Source organism: Pedobacter sp. SYP-B3415 (assembly GCF_004138205.1).
Lineage (GTDB): Bacteria > Bacteroidota > Bacteroidia > Sphingobacteriales > Sphingobacteriaceae > Pedobacter.
Genome location: NZ_RXNQ01000011.1, coordinates 34,250 through 50,413, shown reverse-complemented (window position 1 = coordinate 50,413; position 16,164 = coordinate 34,250). Strand labels below are relative to the sequence as shown.

At 49.4% G+C, this 16,164-nt stretch carries 15 protein-coding genes; 7 read left to right on the top strand and 8 right to left on the bottom strand.

What is annotated here, in order from left to right; translation table 11 throughout:
• Nucleotides 1-31 precede the first annotated feature (31 nt).
• Complete coding sequence (locus tag EJV45_RS06175; RefSeq protein ID WP_129714794.1) at nucleotides 32-1,144, bottom strand: glycoside hydrolase family 105 protein; 1,113 nt, start codon at nucleotides 1,142-1,144, stop codon at nucleotides 32-34.
• Between the two features lie 311 nt (nucleotides 1,145-1,455).
• On the opposite strand from EJV45_RS06175, the gene EJV45_RS06170 reads away from it, so the two are divergent.
• Nucleotides 1,456-3,021 carry a family 43 glycosylhydrolase gene (locus tag EJV45_RS06170; protein WP_129714793.1) on the top strand — a complete coding sequence of 522 codons (1,566 nt, stop codon included), beginning with the start codon at nucleotides 1,456-1,458 and terminating at the stop codon, nucleotides 3,019-3,021.
• Between the two features lie 234 nt (nucleotides 3,022-3,255).
• Here the strand turns inward: EJV45_RS06170 and EJV45_RS06165 are convergent, their stop codons facing one another.
• Together EJV45_RS06165 and EJV45_RS06160 are read right to left on the bottom strand one after the other, a co-directional pair.
• Entirely contained in the window at nucleotides 3,256-3,453 is a 198-nt protein-coding gene (locus EJV45_RS06165) for a hypothetical protein (protein ID WP_129714792.1), read from the bottom strand.
• 58 nt (nucleotides 3,454-3,511) lie between these two features.
• Complete coding sequence (locus EJV45_RS06160; RefSeq protein ID WP_129714791.1) at nucleotides 3,512-4,618, bottom strand: Fic family protein; 1,107 nt, start codon at nucleotides 4,616-4,618, stop codon at nucleotides 3,512-3,514.
• Nucleotides 4,619-4,942: 324 nt separating this feature from the next.
• Between EJV45_RS06160 and EJV45_RS06155 the strand changes: the two genes are divergently transcribed.
• A complete protein-coding gene (locus EJV45_RS06155) occupies nucleotides 4,943-6,748 on the top strand; it encodes an amidohydrolase (RefSeq protein WP_129714790.1) in 1,806 nt (601 codons plus the stop codon).
• Between the two features lie 263 nt (nucleotides 6,749-7,011).
• Here EJV45_RS06155 and EJV45_RS06150 read toward each other — a convergent pair whose 3' ends face one another.
• The 5 genes from EJV45_RS06150 to EJV45_RS06130 form a co-directional block, all read right to left on the bottom strand.
• Nucleotides 7,012-7,593, bottom strand: a complete 582-nt coding sequence (locus tag EJV45_RS06150) for a Crp/Fnr family transcriptional regulator (protein WP_129714789.1) — start codon at nucleotides 7,591-7,593, stop codon at nucleotides 7,012-7,014.
• A 393-nt stretch (nucleotides 7,594-7,986) separates the two neighbouring features.
• On the bottom strand, nucleotides 7,987-8,481 hold the full coding sequence (locus tag EJV45_RS06145; protein ID WP_129714788.1) for a VOC family protein: 495 nt from the start codon (nucleotides 8,479-8,481) through the stop codon (nucleotides 7,987-7,989).
• Nucleotides 8,482-8,498: 17 nt separating this feature from the next.
• Complete coding sequence (locus EJV45_RS06140; RefSeq protein ID WP_240755214.1) at nucleotides 8,499-9,389, bottom strand: pirin family protein; 891 nt, start codon at nucleotides 9,387-9,389, stop codon at nucleotides 8,499-8,501.
• A 55-nt stretch (nucleotides 9,390-9,444) separates the two neighbouring features.
• Entirely contained in the window at nucleotides 9,445-10,470 is a 1,026-nt protein-coding gene (locus tag EJV45_RS06135) for an LLM class flavin-dependent oxidoreductase (RefSeq protein ID WP_129714787.1), read from the bottom strand.
• A 71-nt stretch (nucleotides 10,471-10,541) separates the two neighbouring features.
• Nucleotides 10,542-11,525, bottom strand: a complete 984-nt coding sequence (locus tag EJV45_RS06130; RefSeq protein WP_240755213.1) for a pirin family protein — start codon at nucleotides 11,523-11,525, stop codon at nucleotides 10,542-10,544.
• Between the two features lie 462 nt (nucleotides 11,526-11,987).
• Here EJV45_RS06130 and EJV45_RS06125 point away from each other — a divergent pair, with 462 nt between their 5' ends.
• From EJV45_RS06125 to EJV45_RS06105, 5 genes are all read left to right on the top strand, one after another.
• A complete protein-coding gene (locus EJV45_RS06125; RefSeq protein WP_129714786.1) occupies nucleotides 11,988-12,572 on the top strand; it encodes a Crp/Fnr family transcriptional regulator in 585 nt (194 codons plus the stop codon).
• Nucleotides 12,573-12,931: 359 nt separating this feature from the next.
• Nucleotides 12,932-13,234: a GNAT family N-acetyltransferase gene (locus EJV45_RS06120; protein ID WP_129714785.1), complete on the top strand. Its 303-nt coding sequence runs from the start codon at nucleotides 12,932-12,934 to the stop codon at nucleotides 13,232-13,234.
• Entirely contained in the window at nucleotides 13,231-13,698 is a 468-nt protein-coding gene (locus tag EJV45_RS06115; protein ID WP_129714784.1) for an OsmC family protein, read from the top strand. The genes EJV45_RS06120 and EJV45_RS06115 overlap by 4 nt, the downstream gene beginning before the upstream one ends.
• 12 nt (nucleotides 13,699-13,710) lie before the next feature.
• Complete coding sequence (locus tag EJV45_RS06110; RefSeq protein WP_240755212.1) at nucleotides 13,711-15,081, top strand: alginate export family protein; 1,371 nt, start codon at nucleotides 13,711-13,713, stop codon at nucleotides 15,079-15,081.
• Nucleotides 15,082-15,368: 287 nt separating this feature from the next.
• Nucleotides 15,369-15,944 (top strand): YceI family protein, encoded by a 576-nt coding sequence (locus EJV45_RS06105; protein ID WP_129714783.1) that lies wholly within the window; start codon nucleotides 15,369-15,371, stop codon nucleotides 15,942-15,944.
• The last annotated feature ends 220 nt before the right edge of the window (nucleotides 15,945-16,164 follow it).

The following is a 16,164-nucleotide window of genomic DNA, read 5'->3' as shown; positions in this document are numbered from 1 at the left end:
CGGCCATTTCGTTCAGAGCTGATAGTTTATATTATTGAGGTACCTTTTCCAGCAAGGCGGCCGTACACCACAAGTAAGGTGCCTGCCCGTGGTAATCGCCCGTGCGCCGTGGACGGTCGTAGTAGTATTGTTTGTCATTCTTCTTGTTGGTGCCCACGCAAACTTCAGACACGGCCCCGTTCTTGTCAATATAGGGAACCAGCGCCATCCAGGCCTTGCGCGCCACCGGTGCATACTCTTTTGCATTGAGCCAGCCGTGTTTTACACCGGTAATGAGGGCAAACGTAAACATGGCAGAGCCCGAAGTTTCGGCCCACCAGGTCGGTTCGTCAATCAACTGGTTCCACATGCCGCCCGGGGTCTGGTAGGCCTTCAGGCTTTTCATCATGGTGCGGTAGCCCTTAAGAATCCGCGGACGGTCCTGATGGTTGCGCGGCAAGGACCGCAGCAGTTCGGCCATGCCGGCCGCCATCCAGCCATTGCCCCTTCCCCAGTAGAAGGGAACATCGGGGGCGTGGTAAAACAGTCCGTTTTCGCGCTGCAGCTCGTCCAGGTACATCACCATCTCTTTTGCCGCCCGGTCCAGGTATTTCTGTTCGCCGGTTACCCTGAAAGCCTGGGTTTGCACAATGGTGATCATGTACATATCGTCAATCCACAAGCGGGTTTGCCAGGAATAACCTTTATCTGCCCATTCTTTTTCGGCAGGTTTCGCATCGTCAGGCACCTGCCATTGGGTATCGGCGTATGGAAGACCAAGTTCAAGGTATCGCGTATTTTTTGTCTGCAGGTATAACTCGAGCGGCAGGCTGCCGAACATGTTCAGGTCTACATGATTTTTTATAGGAAGCAATTGTTTTTCGGTCGTAAAGAGCGGCTCGAACCTCGCCTCTAGTTTCCTGACCAGCGCGGTATCGCCGGTTAGAGCCGCAAAACGTAATGCACCATTCCAGTTAAAGGTTTCGGGATAACTGATCCATTTGCCCGCATGAAGCGCATGTTTACCGCTAAGAAACCGGGTGGCCAACCGTTTTCCCACTTCCTGAGGCGTGTAGCCAGCAGGGAAATTTGTGAGCAGCCTGGTTTGTGCATAAGCCATTTGAAACGGCAGCAGCAGCGCGAACAGAATTACTTTTTTAAGCATAAGAATTGGCGTTTTTTGAAGCGGTTTGCAGCCGGCGTATGCCAACTTGACCCGGGCGGCAAATGCATTTGTCTATTTGGTTATTTCGGTTCAAAATAAACCAATGCGCTAAAGAAAATCAGTTCAATTCTTTGTCGTTTTGTATCAATCATCCGGCAGGCTGCAAGATAAAGGTTACAAATTGAGACAGATCGACAATACTTTGAACAGATGGTTTGCCGGACAGTGCTTTTATTTGATTTCAGCTAACCCAATGTAAACCAGCCGCCTGCGCAGCGACCGCTAACGCCGCGGCACAAATCATTTCCTACATGAGAAAACCATTTATTCCGGTGGTTATCGCCGTTCTGTTCGCTTTTACAGCCTGTAAAAAAGCCGCAACGGAAGAAACAACAAACCCAGAGCCGCAGGCTCCTGCCAAATCCAGCTTAAGCAGCAGCGCTGCCTCCTCCCTTAGCCGGCTTATTGACGGCGCGACCTACCGCATTACCGCCGCTGTTTCCTGGCCGGCAGGTCCGGTGGTCGAGGTAACCGGCAACTCGAGCGCAGAAAACCAACAAATCCAGCAATGGTCCTGGTTTCCCAATGGCGGCCAGAAATGGAAACTGGTCAAGATCGATTCGGTATACTGCAAGCTGGTCAATGTAACCAGCAACAAATGCCTCAAATCGAACAGTTCTGCCACGGGCGATGTCCTGGTACAGGGCACCAGTGACAACAGCGACAACCAGCGTTGGTCTGTCGTTTATTCAGGCAGCAACAACATGTATTCGCTGATCAACAAAGGCACCGGCATGAATATGGTGCTTGATCCGAACAACAGCACGCCCGGCACCAAGATCAGGCAAAAGACCAGCGTTACAGGCACGCAGGACCTGTTCAATTTCCATAACCTGAACTTCAAAAACCCGCTGATTGATGTGAGCCGTGCCGACCCCTACGTAGCAGAAAAAGATGGCTATTATTATTTCATGTACACCCGCGGCAACAACATCGGCCTGCGCAAGACAAGATCGATGTCGCTCTTATCGTCTGCGACGGAAAAAGTGGTCTGGACCCCGCCTGCCGGAACCGCCTATTCTTCAAACCTCTGGGCGCCCGAAATGCATTTCCTGGCGGGAAAATGGTACATCTATTTTGCCGCCAATGACGGCACCGGCGATACCCACCGCATGTACGTGCTGGAAAATGCAAATGCCGACCCGATGACCGGCAGCTGGACCTTCAAAGGAAAAATCAGCGATGACACCGACCAATGGGCCATTGACGGGACCATCCTTACCGTTGGTTCTGCTAACTATTTTGTCTGGTCTGGTTGGGAGAGTACGGCCAGCCGCTACAAACAGTATCTGTACCTGGCGCCCATGACCAATCCGTGGACCGTTAGCGGCTCGCGGGTTAAGATCTCCTCACCCACCAACAACTGGGAAAAACACGAACCAAACTCGATCGGTGCCGGTGTAAATGAAGGACCGATTATGCTGCAGAAAGATGCCAGCAGCCCGGTCTTTATCATTTATTCGGCCAGCAGGTACAGCAGCGACAACTACTGCCTGGCGCAAATCCAGCTAAAGGCGGGCGGCAATCCCACCGTACCGGCAGACTGGATCAACAAAAAGCAGGTCTTTACGCGGAACGATGCCAACGGTGTGTATGGACCTGGTCACAACGGTTTCTTTACCAGCAGTTACACCAATCCGAACGGGGTAACCCAGAAAGAACACTGGTTTATTTACCATGCCCGCAGCGTAGCCAGCACAACCGGCGGCGCCCGCACGCCACGTATGCAGAAACTAACCTGGAATGCAGACGGCTCGCCAAACTTTGGTGTGGCCGCCCCGACGGGCGTAGATACGCCGATACCTGTGGGCGAATAGACGCAGTTAAGTTTAATAATTTACACACAAAATGAGCAAAAGCAGGCCGGTATGGTCTGCTTTTAATTGTTTTGAAAGGCCTCGAGTCGACCGGCAAACATTCCCCCCAGAAATTCCCGATAGAGTCCGATTTTAATTACTAGATTCGTATATATACGGAACTATTTAGATAATAACTCATATACCCACCACAATCCTGCTGTAAGAAAAACTAAAACCAGTAATTTTTTTCCTTTAGCGGAAAAACAAAATTAATCCCAAACTCACCAATATAGGGCCACTTAAATAAACCTGAATATAGACCTGTTTTGGAAACACATCTGGTATGGAGAGATAATAAGCTAGTATAGGTACAATAAAAACAGCACCGATAAGATAAGAAAGCCAAACACCGGGTTCTTTAATTTTAGGATCCATTTTTTTCGGTAACATATCATCCGCCACGTTTTTGAAGAGGTATTCTCGCTTATTTCTGCATCCCTTTTCAAACCTACCCCAGATTCAGCTCGTATGTTACAGACCTGCCCGCTCCCTTCTGCACTAAAACGCCCTGAAGCCTGAGCTCATTTAAATCGCGGGTCGCTGTCGCTTTAGAAGTTTTGGTGATAGCAGTATATTTCCTGGCAGTCATTCCCCCTTCAAAGCCATCGGTACCTTTATCGAGCATCTTATTTATCGCTTTTAATTGCCGCTCGTTAAGCTGATGGCCAAACCGGTCGAAAAACCGGGCTTTTTTCAGGGCATGCTGCACCATGACCTTTGCATCACGTTGAGCCTCCATAATAACGGACCCAAAATAATTAACCCATTCGGTTATTTTCAAAGAGCGCTGCGCCTCCTTTAAAGCGGCATAATAGGCAGTTTTGTTATGTTCAATGATTTTGGAAAGGCTAAGCATAACTGGGTACCCAATCGACTGTGATAACGCCTTTTCTGCAATGGCACGGCCTATGCGGCCATTACCGTCTTCAAACGGGTGTATCGATTCAAAATAGAGGTGCGCAACGGCCGACTTGAGTACTGCTTCGGCAACCTCCCCCTTTAACGGAAAAGTCGCTTTATTGTACCATTGAACAAATTTCTCCATTTCCTTGGGCACTTCCGAAGATGGCGGCGCCTCATAATGTATAACCTCGCGGCCATATGCGCCTGAAACAATCTGCATCGGATCAGCCCCTGTTCGCCATTGCCCGGGCTTCACTTTGCGTGCGCCGGTCATTAATATTTTGTGCCAGGCCCGAAGCATGTTCAGGTTTAAGGGCTGATCAAATGATTTTCTAACCTCCAGCATTAACTGAGCTACACTGTCCGCCCGTCTGTCTTTTACATGAATGAGCGTTTCGTTCAACCCGAGATTATTTTTAATTGAAGACATGACGTCTTCCCGGCTTATATATTCGCCTTCTATTGCCGATGTCTTCAGTGCTTCAGCCAACATAAGCTGCAGCAATGTTTCCTGCTTTAAATGGTCAGATAAGCCCTGCACGACACCACGCACCTCTCCCATTTCCTGTGCAAATGCCAGGATCAGGGGCTGAATTTCTTCGACCTCATAAACAAAATCAGGCCAGCCTGGTAATTGCCAATGGTACATCATGAGTCGATTGGGTAAATTAATCGGCTCAAATATAGTCAATTTTTGAGCCAATTAAGAGTTTAACCGGCTCATACGCTACTCATCGTGCCAGTCTATAGATCTTAACCTGTCTTCAATAAAGAAATAACAATGCAGCGAATGACTCTGGAATCATCATTCATATAAAAGTATTACGCTGTCGCTCGCAGACATAGATATTTATCGATAGAATTTCAAAGCAATTATCATCTTGCAACACTTCGGGGCTAATTAATTTTGACCCAGCGATCAGAGTTCCTTTCCCCTGATCACAACGACAAAAATTAAACAAGCCCAATAGTCATTATGAAAAAACTAATCCTCCTGGCATTTGCAATCATCGGTGTTGTACAGAGTATGGCGCAATCTGCTGAACAACTGGCCGGCGCCGATATGATCGTCTTCAACGCGAAAATCGCTACCGGCAGCCTGACCAAACCCGAAGCGTCTGCGCTTGCAGTAAAACGCGGCAAAATTTATGCTGTAGGAACAGATGCTGAGATATTATTACTGAAAGGCGGCAGCACCAGGCTGATTGATGCAGGTAGTAAACGTTTGATTCCCGGTATCAACGATGCACACCTCCATATCTTAAATGAGAGGAGTTACAATTACAATGTAAGATGGGAAGGCGTACCGACATTAAAACGTGCGTTGGAAATGTTAAGTGAGCAGGCAAAACGGACGCCTGAAGGGCACTGGGTGAAGGTGATCGGCGGCTGGTCGCCATACCAGTTCAAGGAAAACCGGCTGCCAACTATCGAAGAAATCAGGAAAGCGGTTCCGAACCGACCTGTGATTGTTCAGTATGCTTACAACCGCGCATTTTTAAATGACATGGCTATGAAAGCTTTCGGAGTGGGTACCAGCCGGTTTCCGGCGTTGCCGGGTACGGTATTCGAAAAGGATAAGAAGGGAAACTATACCGGGATCGTAGACGGATATACGTTTACCTTCATATCATTGGAATCTATGGTGCCACAGCCATCGAATGAAGAGCAGCTTAGTTCGATAATAAATGTAATTAATAGCCTGAACCGCTTTGGAGTCACTTCGGCTGTCGACGGGGCCGCTTTGATCGGCCATCCGAACGGACATACACAAATACAGCAGCTGGCAAAGGAGAATCGTTTAAATGTCAGGATGCCTTTCATTGACCTTCAATTCGGAGATGTGAACAGCGGTAGTTTAGTAGACGCAGAAATCAACGCAGTAACGAAGATAGCTCCCATTAGTCCGGGAGAGAATCTGCATCCGGCAATGGCACATGGTCATGAATATGAAGGTGCCGGCGAATTGCTTAGGGTAGAACTTCACGATCACGAAAACTTCGACAGACCAGCTGTAATTATCGATAAAGAAGTAATGCGTCGGCATATCCGCGAAGACATTACGAAACTCGTTGAGCGAGGGATTCCTTTTCGCATGCACATCAGCTACGACGAAAATATCACACCCTTTCTTGACGAACTCGAGGAGATAAACAAAAAGACACCTTTAGACGGTTTACGCTGGAGTATCGAACATGCCGAAACAATATCGCTTGAGAATGCTTCACGGGTAAAAAAATTAGGCGGTGGCATTGCGCTGGACACCAAACTGGCCATGCATGGCGAAGCCTTTGTAAAAACGTATGGAGCGGAGAAAGCGTCTAAAACGCCGAGACTGCGTGAGTTGTATGATAGCGGAGTTCCGCTGACCATGACAACGGATGCGTTCAGGGTCGCTTCCTTTAATCCATGGATAGGCATCAGCTGGATGATCACTGGCAAATCGGTGTCGGGCGCCGAAATACTCGCAAAAAATAACCGGTTAACAAGGGAAGAAGCGTTAAAATTGTTTACGGTAGCCCCGACCTGGTTTGAAGATCAGGAGCGCGAGATGGGGAAGATTATTCCGGGCAACCTCGCAGATTTTGTCCTGCTTGACAAAGACTTTTTTACCATCCCGGATGACGAAATAAAAACGATCTCTGCCTCATTAACCGTCGTAAATGGAAGGGTGGTTTTCGGTGCAGAAGAATTTAAACACCTGTCTCCGAAATTACCTGAAACACTCCCTGTATGGTCTCCATTCAAATATTATGGTGGGTTTCATAATAAAAAAGATTAACACCTGTCATCCCGGGATCACACCCTGACAATTAACAAGCTCTCTCCTTGTCAGCTTTGTATCAGACAGTGTCAGTTAGAACTGGCACTGTTTCAATGTTTGATTCTATGCCAACGGCAAAGTAGACAGAGTGACCGTGAACAATCAGGAATCGATGATGCAACAATGTAGATCACATCAGGAAGACAGTCGTTCAGCGACCAGAACCATACCTGCTGAACATGACACATTGCATTTCAAATTGAAAACCTGCAGCACAAAAATCACCTTACGGCCTGCCTTTTCACCCTGCTCAGCGTTTCCTTTGTAATTCCCAGATAGGAAGCAATGTGGTGCTGAGGAAAACGCTGTATAAATTGCGGATGTTTAGCGGCAAATTCCTGATAGCGGGCTTCGGCCGTACCGCAGATCATTGAATTTATCCTTTTGTTTAAAGCGACAGCATGTCTGTCGTCCATTACACGAAGCATCCGCCCGATAGCCGGAACCTCATCGGCGAGTTCCAGTATACCTCTTGGCGTAATGATCAGGACATCTGTGCTTTCCCAAGCTTCAATATTGTAGATTGACGGTTCCATGGCGATCATGCTGCCGCGGTCGTCTGCCCAGTAATTTTCAATAAAAAGCTGTACAACCTTTTCGTTGCCTTTATCGTCTATGCAATATTGACGCATAGCGCCTTTTGTAATGAAAGCCGTATGCTTTGATATATCGCCCGCTCTCAAAAAAAATTGTCTTTTACGCAGTTTTTTAGGTTCAAAAGCATTTTTTATTAATTCTGTTTCCAATGCATTTATCTCTGAACCTGAGTAATCTTTTATGTAATTGATCAATTTCTGATACATTATTAACAACCCCTATCTCGTGCCAATTTACGAATAATAATATAGTTAAACAGCTGATGCCTCAGGGCGATCTCCCCCTATCGCAGCTGATCTGTCAAGCTCTTTCCAGGACAACCGCAGCCGCGAACCCGACACTGCAGCCACGATGGCGATACCGCTCAGTCCGGCGTTCGCCACAGACAAACAAGGCCATCTGCTGCCAATTTCTGCAAGGCATAAGGCTCCTGGCCGGTTCACTGTATTAGTCTGAAAGAGCTGATCTCATATCCGCACAACAGGCCGGCCGGCGCATAACGGGCCGGTACTCGGCGTCATCCTGTGTATTCCGGCAAAAAGACTTTGATCAGTCAGGATCTTACTGTCGTACTTACATGAATGAGTACGCGGATTGCTTCAGCGGGCAAGCCCAAGTAAGTCTTCGATATCCAATCGTTTATTGTACATTATTATGTTGCCATCGGGGCCTACCGGCCATTGTGCACGCGGCCGGTCCCAATAAAGCTCAACCCCGTTGCCGTCAGGGTCATCCAGATATATAGCTTCAGACACGCCATGATCTGAGGCGCCTGTAATGGGTTGGCCCTCATCGATCAGCCTTTTTAAAATAGCGGCCAGGTCTTTCCTTTCCGGATATAAGATCGCTGTATGGTACAGACCCGGCGCGTTTATCGGCGCTTTACCGCTACCGCGGCTATGCCAGGTGTTTAGTCCGATATGATGGTGGTAACCGCCTGCTGAAAGGAACGCGGCCTGATCGCCGTACGTAGCCACCACGTCGAAACCCAGCAGATCCCTGTAAAATACGAGTGCCCGCTCAAGATCACTCACCTTCAAATGCACATGCCCAATGCGGGTCTGTGCCGGTATTGCATAATCGCGTTTATCCATGATTCCTCGCGTTCCGGTTATCCGCGGGCAGCCGCCCGTTGTTTTTCATAATCGATTGTGCCGTAATCTCCGTTGTAAAAATCCCGGTATGCAATGGCTGTGTCGACTTTGGAGTTCATCACGAAAGGCCCCTCTGCAAAGATCGGCTCCCGATAAGGGGCGCCGCCAAACACGATAACGTCGCAGGCTTTCTGGTTGTTATTATGCAGTTCCATGATCCCCGCCTTTCTGTCGAATTCGATAAAGTCGCCGGCATTAAATTTTTCATCATTAATGACGCCCGGTAACTCGGGCAAGTATACAGCTACTTCCGTTTCGCTCTCAAAGACGATCTCAAAGACGGCATCCGCCTCCAGATGGATATGGTAAAGGAACTGTTCTGAATAATCAGGGATCGCCGAGCGCAGTTCTTCAAATTCACCAGCGATAACCTTGATCCAGCCTTTCCTGTCCGGAAGTTCTTTGCGTGGTACCGCATCGCCTTCAACGGCTAAATATGCCGGTTTTCCCGCTTTGATGACTGAAGGCAGATTGATCCAGAACTGTAAAGCATGTACAAGTCTGGAATCCGTTAGCGAATCGTAGTTCAGGGTCTCATCATGAATGATACCGTTGCCTGCATTCATCCATTGTACGCCTCCCGAATGTACGAGGGCGTAATTTCCGGCACTGTCAAAGTGTTCGTCCTCTCCGTCTAGAATGTAAGTCAAAGTGGCAATACCGCGGTGCGGATGTGCGCCGGTACCTCCTTTATTAATAGTGGTCCTGATTGTCGGTACGATATGATCCAGAAACACAAAAGGCCCTACTGCATCCGCATACCGGTTAGGAAGCATGCGGTATATCTCCAGGTCGCCGATATCGCCCCTCTGACCCTGGGTTGAGAAACTGCTTTTCTTTTTCATCATAAAAATTCGTGATAGTTATTTTTATACATGCCGCAGGCAATGAGGCAACGATGTTCTACCCTGCCTGTTCCCTGAGCCGGGGGATGACCTCACTGCCGATAAGACCGATGGACTTCAGCAACTGCTCGTGACTAAGGCCGGCGATATCCATCTGGAAAGTAAACAGGTCTATTCCGCCCAGCGCTTCGCTATGTCTTTTAAGCTTTTTGGCAACAGTCTCCGGGCCACCCACCACCAGGACGCCCTGCGGTGCTACGCCCGCATCAAATTGCGCCTTGGTAATTGGCGGCCAGCCGCGTTCGCGACCTACTTTATTCCATGACTTGATATAACCCGGATAATAATCTGCTATGGCCGACTCGTCGGTGTCCCCTACATATCCCGGAGAATGAAGTCCGACTTTCAGCTCTTCGGGTTTGAAACCGGCTTCCGCGCCCGACCTCCTGTAAAGATCGACCAGCGGCCTGAACCGTTCCGTCTCGCCGCCGATTACGGCCACCATCAGCGGTAGCCCAAGCATGCCAGCCCGAACAAATGATTGAGCTGTCCCGCCTACGCCCACCCAGACAGGTAATTTCTTTTGCACCGGGCGCGGATAGACCGGCTGGTTATGTAATGCCGGTCGGAATTTGCCCGACCAGGTGACGAACTCCTCATCCCTGATCTGGATCAGCAACTTTAATTTTTCTTTGAACAGCGCGTCATAATCATTCAGATCGTAACCGAACAGTGGGAACGCTTCTGTAGCAGAACCGCGGCCGGCGATAATCTCTGCACGTCCCTTCGAAATAATATCAAGCGTCGCAAACTGCTGAAATACACGCACAGGATCGGATGTGCTCAGGACCGTTACCGCGCTCATAAGCCGGATGTTTTTGGTCCGCGCCGCTGCAGCTGCCAGGATCACGGCGGGCACCGAGTCCAGAAATTCTTTTTTGTGATGTTCGCCGATGCCGAACACATCAAGTCCGGCCTTATCAGCGGCTACGATCCTTTCAATCAGCTGCTCCATCGCATCAATACTGTTCAATTCATCGTCACCGTACATCGCCGAGGCGAAACTGTCTATTCCTATTTCCATGTAATTTTGTTGTTGTTTGTTAATATTTAATCGGATGACCTGTCAGCCCGGCAGGTGCGACCCCAGCGCTCTCATGACAGGGTATTAGGGGGCGGCCCGCCTGCTGGTTTTGATGTAGTTACCGGCAAGGGAATGTAATCCGCGTTATCTGTAGGGGGCAAAAGTATCCGTCCCTGCTTCCAGTCCTCCTTGGCCTGTTCGATCCTTTCCTTCCGGCTCGAAACGAAATTCCACCAGATATAGCGGTCGCCGAGGTGTTCGCCGCCCAGCATCATTAAAGTAGCAGTCGTTTCGGCAACAATAACAGGATCTACACCCTTGCTGAATACCAGCATTTGACCTTCCGGATAGGTCACTCCATTAACCGCTAAATTACCATGTACAATATAAACACCCCTTTCGCTGTGCCCCGGGGGAATGCTGAAGCGGGCGCCCTTTTCCAGTTCAACGTGCAGATAGAAAAGCGGTGATGTGGTCTTCACCGCGCTTTTTAGTCCGAACGCTTCGCCGGCAATCAGGCGCATCCAGATCCCCGTGTCTGTAAACACAGGTAGTTGTTCCGGCTTGTAGTTTGTGAATGTAGGCTCCCCTTCCTCATCCTGTTCAGGTAATGCGACCCAGGTCTGGATCATTTCAAGACTTCCGCCCGCCCTGATCGCCGGGTCCTCGAAACGTTCACTGTGCGCTATGCCTCTCCCAGCGTTCATCCAGTTTACTTCGCCGGGTTTAATGGCCTGCTCAACACCCAGGGAATCCCGGTGCATGATCTCTCCGCTGAAGAGGTAACTGACCGTGGACAGTCCGATATGTGGATGCGGCAGCACATCGAGGTTACTATGCATAGCGACCGGCATGCTGATTGGCCCGCCGTGGTCAAGAAAAATAAAAGGTCCGACCATACGTCTCAGCTGGTACGGCAACAGCCGTTTAACGGCAAAGCCGGGAATGATCTCGGCCTGACGTGATGAAATTACGATATCAAGCATAATCGAAGTTTGGTAATCATGTTTGCCGGTAAAACAGATTGGCTGGTGAGCCCGCTGTTGATGCGGCATAGCATCGGGCGTGTTTTTTGAATGTCTGACATGGTTCTCCTGTTGTATCCTAAATAAACAAATTAAAATTGCCTTGAAAGATCTGAAACACCTACATCACCGAATATAGCCGGTAGACGTCCGCGCCACAGGGATCAGACCAGAGGTTGGTCCCTGTACATCAGGGCATAATTCAGCAGCGGCCTTTCATCCCCCTTTCATCATGGCACGGTGACGCCGGCGCGACAAATTTTGTAAAATCGGTCATATTAACAAGATGATCTATGTTTATTAATATCATCGACATTTATCTACAAACATCCAAAATGTCGCTGACGTGGCTTCGGGCGCGATTTGCCAATACGTTGATTTTCAGGCATACTGTTTCCTATATCCGGCCCGAATTGATGATACGACGCATTTATACTTATATTTACAGAAAGATCTCTATACTTAAATTCTAAAACATACCGGAGTGCGTCTATGCATGATGCTTATTTTGATTATCTGAAAAAGTTTACCGCTAAGCCACTTACAAGCGATGAAAGGGCTTTGATCAGGCAGCACTTCAGACCATACCGGTTGAGAAAAAAACAATATCTGCTGCAGGCCGGAGAAATTTGCCATAACTACGGTTTCATTGTAAAAGGCGCGATGCGGATGTATACCGTCGATGACAAAGAGATGGAACATATCGTCAGGCTGGGCATCGAGAACTGGTGGATGGGCGACCGTGAAAGTTTCATAAACCAGACCCCCAGCCGGTATAACATCGACGCTCTTGAGCATTGCGAACTGCTTTGCCTCACTTTAGAAGGCAGCCTTGCGCTGCAGAAAAATGTTCCGGCGTTCGTTGAGATGAAATTTAAACTCGACGAGCGAAACGAAATGGCCAATAACCGCCGCGTGACCTCCGCCATAAGTGACCCCGCCAACAAACGTTACGCCGATCTGCTGGCATGTTATCCTGAATTCGCTCAACGTTTTCCCCAGCATGTGATCGCATCTTATCTGGGTATCAACAAAGACACGCTGAGTCGCATCAAGCGGCAGATTGATCTGAAATAACTCCTCCTTCGTCACGCTTCATTGAAAGCGGTAGATTTTTGTCTACTATTTTTTTGAACAATTGTCATCTTTCCGGTTCGCCACAGTTACTGACTTTTGTCTGCCGGTTGTGAGGCGACCTTCATGCGAGGCCGCCGCTGACTTCCTGTCTGTTCGTCGGGCAGTTGGTGAAACGATCAATACTAATAGACCTGGATATGCGAACCGGGGGACGTCAGCATCCGCCGGCAGGCACGACCGAGTGACCATTCAGCCGTGTATATACGAATGCTGCCGGAGACAAATGATTCCGCGGCGCTGTATACCTGCTGCTGCATGGAGCATCCAGGTACAGCAAGCTAAAACAGATCAGTCATCATATGGAAAATACGAAAGTTGTTTTTAGGGATCACATACACGGAGAAGTCCAGCTCATTTCTGACGGCGTACAGGCCGGAAAGATGGACCTGGCGATTACCGGCGGCAGGCTGGCGGTATTTCATACCGAGGTGAATCCGGAATTCGAAGGCCGCGGTTTCGCAAAACTGCTGCTGGAAGAACTGGTACGTTATGCCAGGGAACAAAGTCTAACGATCATCCCGCTTTGCCCCTATGTGAATGCGCAGTTCCGCCGGCATCCTGCCCAATATGAAGATGTATGGAATAAGGACTGGCATCGATGAAATACATACTTAAAAACCCCGTTCGAGGCGTCATAGGTACCGAAAAGTTCCTGACCTCTGTCCACTGGCGAAACGGCGTTCTGCTCACCGATGAGCCCGAAAATATGGGCGGCGGGGACCTTGGACCGGACCCTTTTACGTTGCTGCTGTCATCGCTGGTGGCCTGTACGCTGGCGTCGCTCAGGATGTATGCTGATCTTAAGGGACTGAACATCCCGAAAATTGAAGTGGAAGCAAACATCCACCAGGTGATCGGGAACGAAGGTTTGGTTGCACATATTGAAAGGCGAATCTTCGTTCCGGAGGTTTCCGACGCGGAGCTGCAGCAGCGGCTGATCCGCGTAGCAGAGAACTGCCCGGTATCGAAGATCCTGAAAGGCACCATCCGGATCAATTCAAAACTGCGAACGGTCATCGCTAACACCGTATCGCCGCAAAAGGAAACAGACCGCAAGACCGGTTAGAGAAAACATGAGATGATGAAATTGAAGATCGCAGTTCTGTTCTGCCTGCTGATACCGGCAAAGCTGTCGAAGGCCCAAAACATCAGGCTGATGCGTTATGACGAAGATTATTCGGGCCTGAAAGACAGCACCCGAACGTTCTATCATAGCATCAAATATTTGCCGCTCTCACAGAACGGACCTACGTATCTGTCATTTGGCGGCGAGGCGCGTTTCGAGACCGACCGCTCGCAGAACGAAGATTGGGGCAGCAGAAGCTTTGGCACCCAGTTGTTCGTTTTGCAGCGTTATCAGCTACACGCCGATCTGCACCTCGGTGGGCGGGTACGTATTTTTGGGCAGCTGCGAAGTGCTCTGGAAAACGGCCGCAGAACCGGACCGCGCCCCATCGATGAAGATCAGCTGAATGTGCAAAATCTGTTCGTGGATGTGATCCCTTACAGATCATCAGAAAGAAGGGTCACAATAAGGCTGGGCAGGCAGGAACTGCAATACGGCAGCGGACGCCTCATTGATGTGCAGGAAGGCCCAAACCTGCGTCTGTACTTTGACGGAGCTAAAGTGGCGTACAGCTCGGTTAAATTCAATGCTGACGGTTTTATCATGGGCAACGGAGGTATAAAGACCGGAATTTTTGATAACCCCTCCGGACGGAAGGCCAAGTTATGGGGCCTTTACAGCACCTGGTTCGCATCCCGGCAGATCCATATCGACCTGTCTTATCTCGGTATCAGCCGAACCAACGCTGTCTTTGATGATGGTACCGCAGGCGAACGCCGGCATACCCTCGCCGCCCGGTTTTGGAATACCGCCAGCGCATTCAGGTACAATCTGGAGACAAGTTACCAGTTTGGCTCCTTCGGCAACGGAAAGATTCGCGCCTGGGGCGGCTCAGCGGATATCGGTTACCGTTTCGGCGGACTAAAAGGCATACCGGCGCTGAACCTGAGAAGCGACCTCGTATCGGGCGACAGGAAGAAAGATGACGGCATATTGAACACAATGAACCCATTGTATCCCAACGGCGGCTATTTTGGTGTGATTCCACAGGCAGGCCCTGCCAACCTGATCTCCCTGCATCCGAGCCTGGCCTGGAACCCTGCCGAGAAAGTGAACGTAAGTGCAGGAATAGTTTATAACTGGCGACAATCATTGGAAGACGGGATCTACCGGCCTTCAGGCATCTTCAACCTGTCTTCCTCGGGGTCTGACAAAAGGTATATCGGAACCAGTTACATGACGATGCTGACCTGGAACATCAGTCCTCATCTCAAATACATTTTCGGTGCTCAATATTTCAGTACGGGCGCGTACCTGGAAAGTATTGTTTCGCAGCCAAGAGACGGCTTTTTTCTCGCCTCGCTGCTGGCATTCAAGATTTGAGTTGGCTGTTGCTAATGGCAGGGCTGCTGCCGTCAGTGATCAGCTTCATGAAAACAGGAATGCATTTATAAGACCGGGATAGCGGTGCGACAAGGAGACGATGGGGCCGGACTGCCCGGCGACTTGTTCGGGCAAAACGGCTATTTGAAGAACAGATCGGCAATCTTCGCGGCCTTCCGGGCCACCGCCAGCTTCAGTCGACTTATATCTACCTCGTTTTGCAATAAATGTCATCTTTATTCAGGCACTGAAAACAGATATTCGGAATTCTGAAAACTTACTTCATTATGAAAAGACTAATCTTGACAGCAGCGGCATTCATCGCGCTGACCGCTTTTACCTTTACCGAAAAAATATGGACAAATGACCCCGCACATTCGCAGCTTGTTTTTACAGTGACCCACATGGGTATTTCGGATGTTTCTGGAACGTTCAACGATTTTCATGCGACCATCAGAACTGTTAAAACAGATCTCAGTGATGCCAGCATCAAGCTAACGGCTAAAGTAGCATCCATCGATACCCGGGTCGAGCAGCGAGATCTTCACCTGAAATCTGCGGATTTCCTGGATGCTGAGAAGTTTCCGGAGATAACTTTCGAAAGTACAGGCCTAAAGCCGGCCGGCAAAAACAGGTACAAGCTCAGAGGCAATCTGACACTGCACGGGCTGACCCGACCGGTAACGCTCGATCTGCTGTACATTGGGACGGCGCAGAATCCTGTTAACAAAAAACAAAGCGCCGGCTACAAGGTGACTGGTACCATCAGCCGTAAGGCTTTTAAGATCGGTGAACAATTCCCTGCACCCTTACTCAGCGATGCAATAACGATCAATGCTGACGGCGAGTTCCAGGCGAACTGAGCCGGATGAAATTGAAGCGGGATTGCTTTCGATATTCGTTAACGATACGCATTTGTTTTGATCCCTAAAGGCTACGCGTCCCTGGATATGGCTGACCTTGTCCCTGTATTTCGTTTCTGGCTTAGTCGATTGGTTAACTACTGTCAACCGCAGGTGCCGTTTCCCCCGAGTCGAGATGCATCCTGCGCATAGAAATTCAAAATACGCAGCGTGCTGCGCC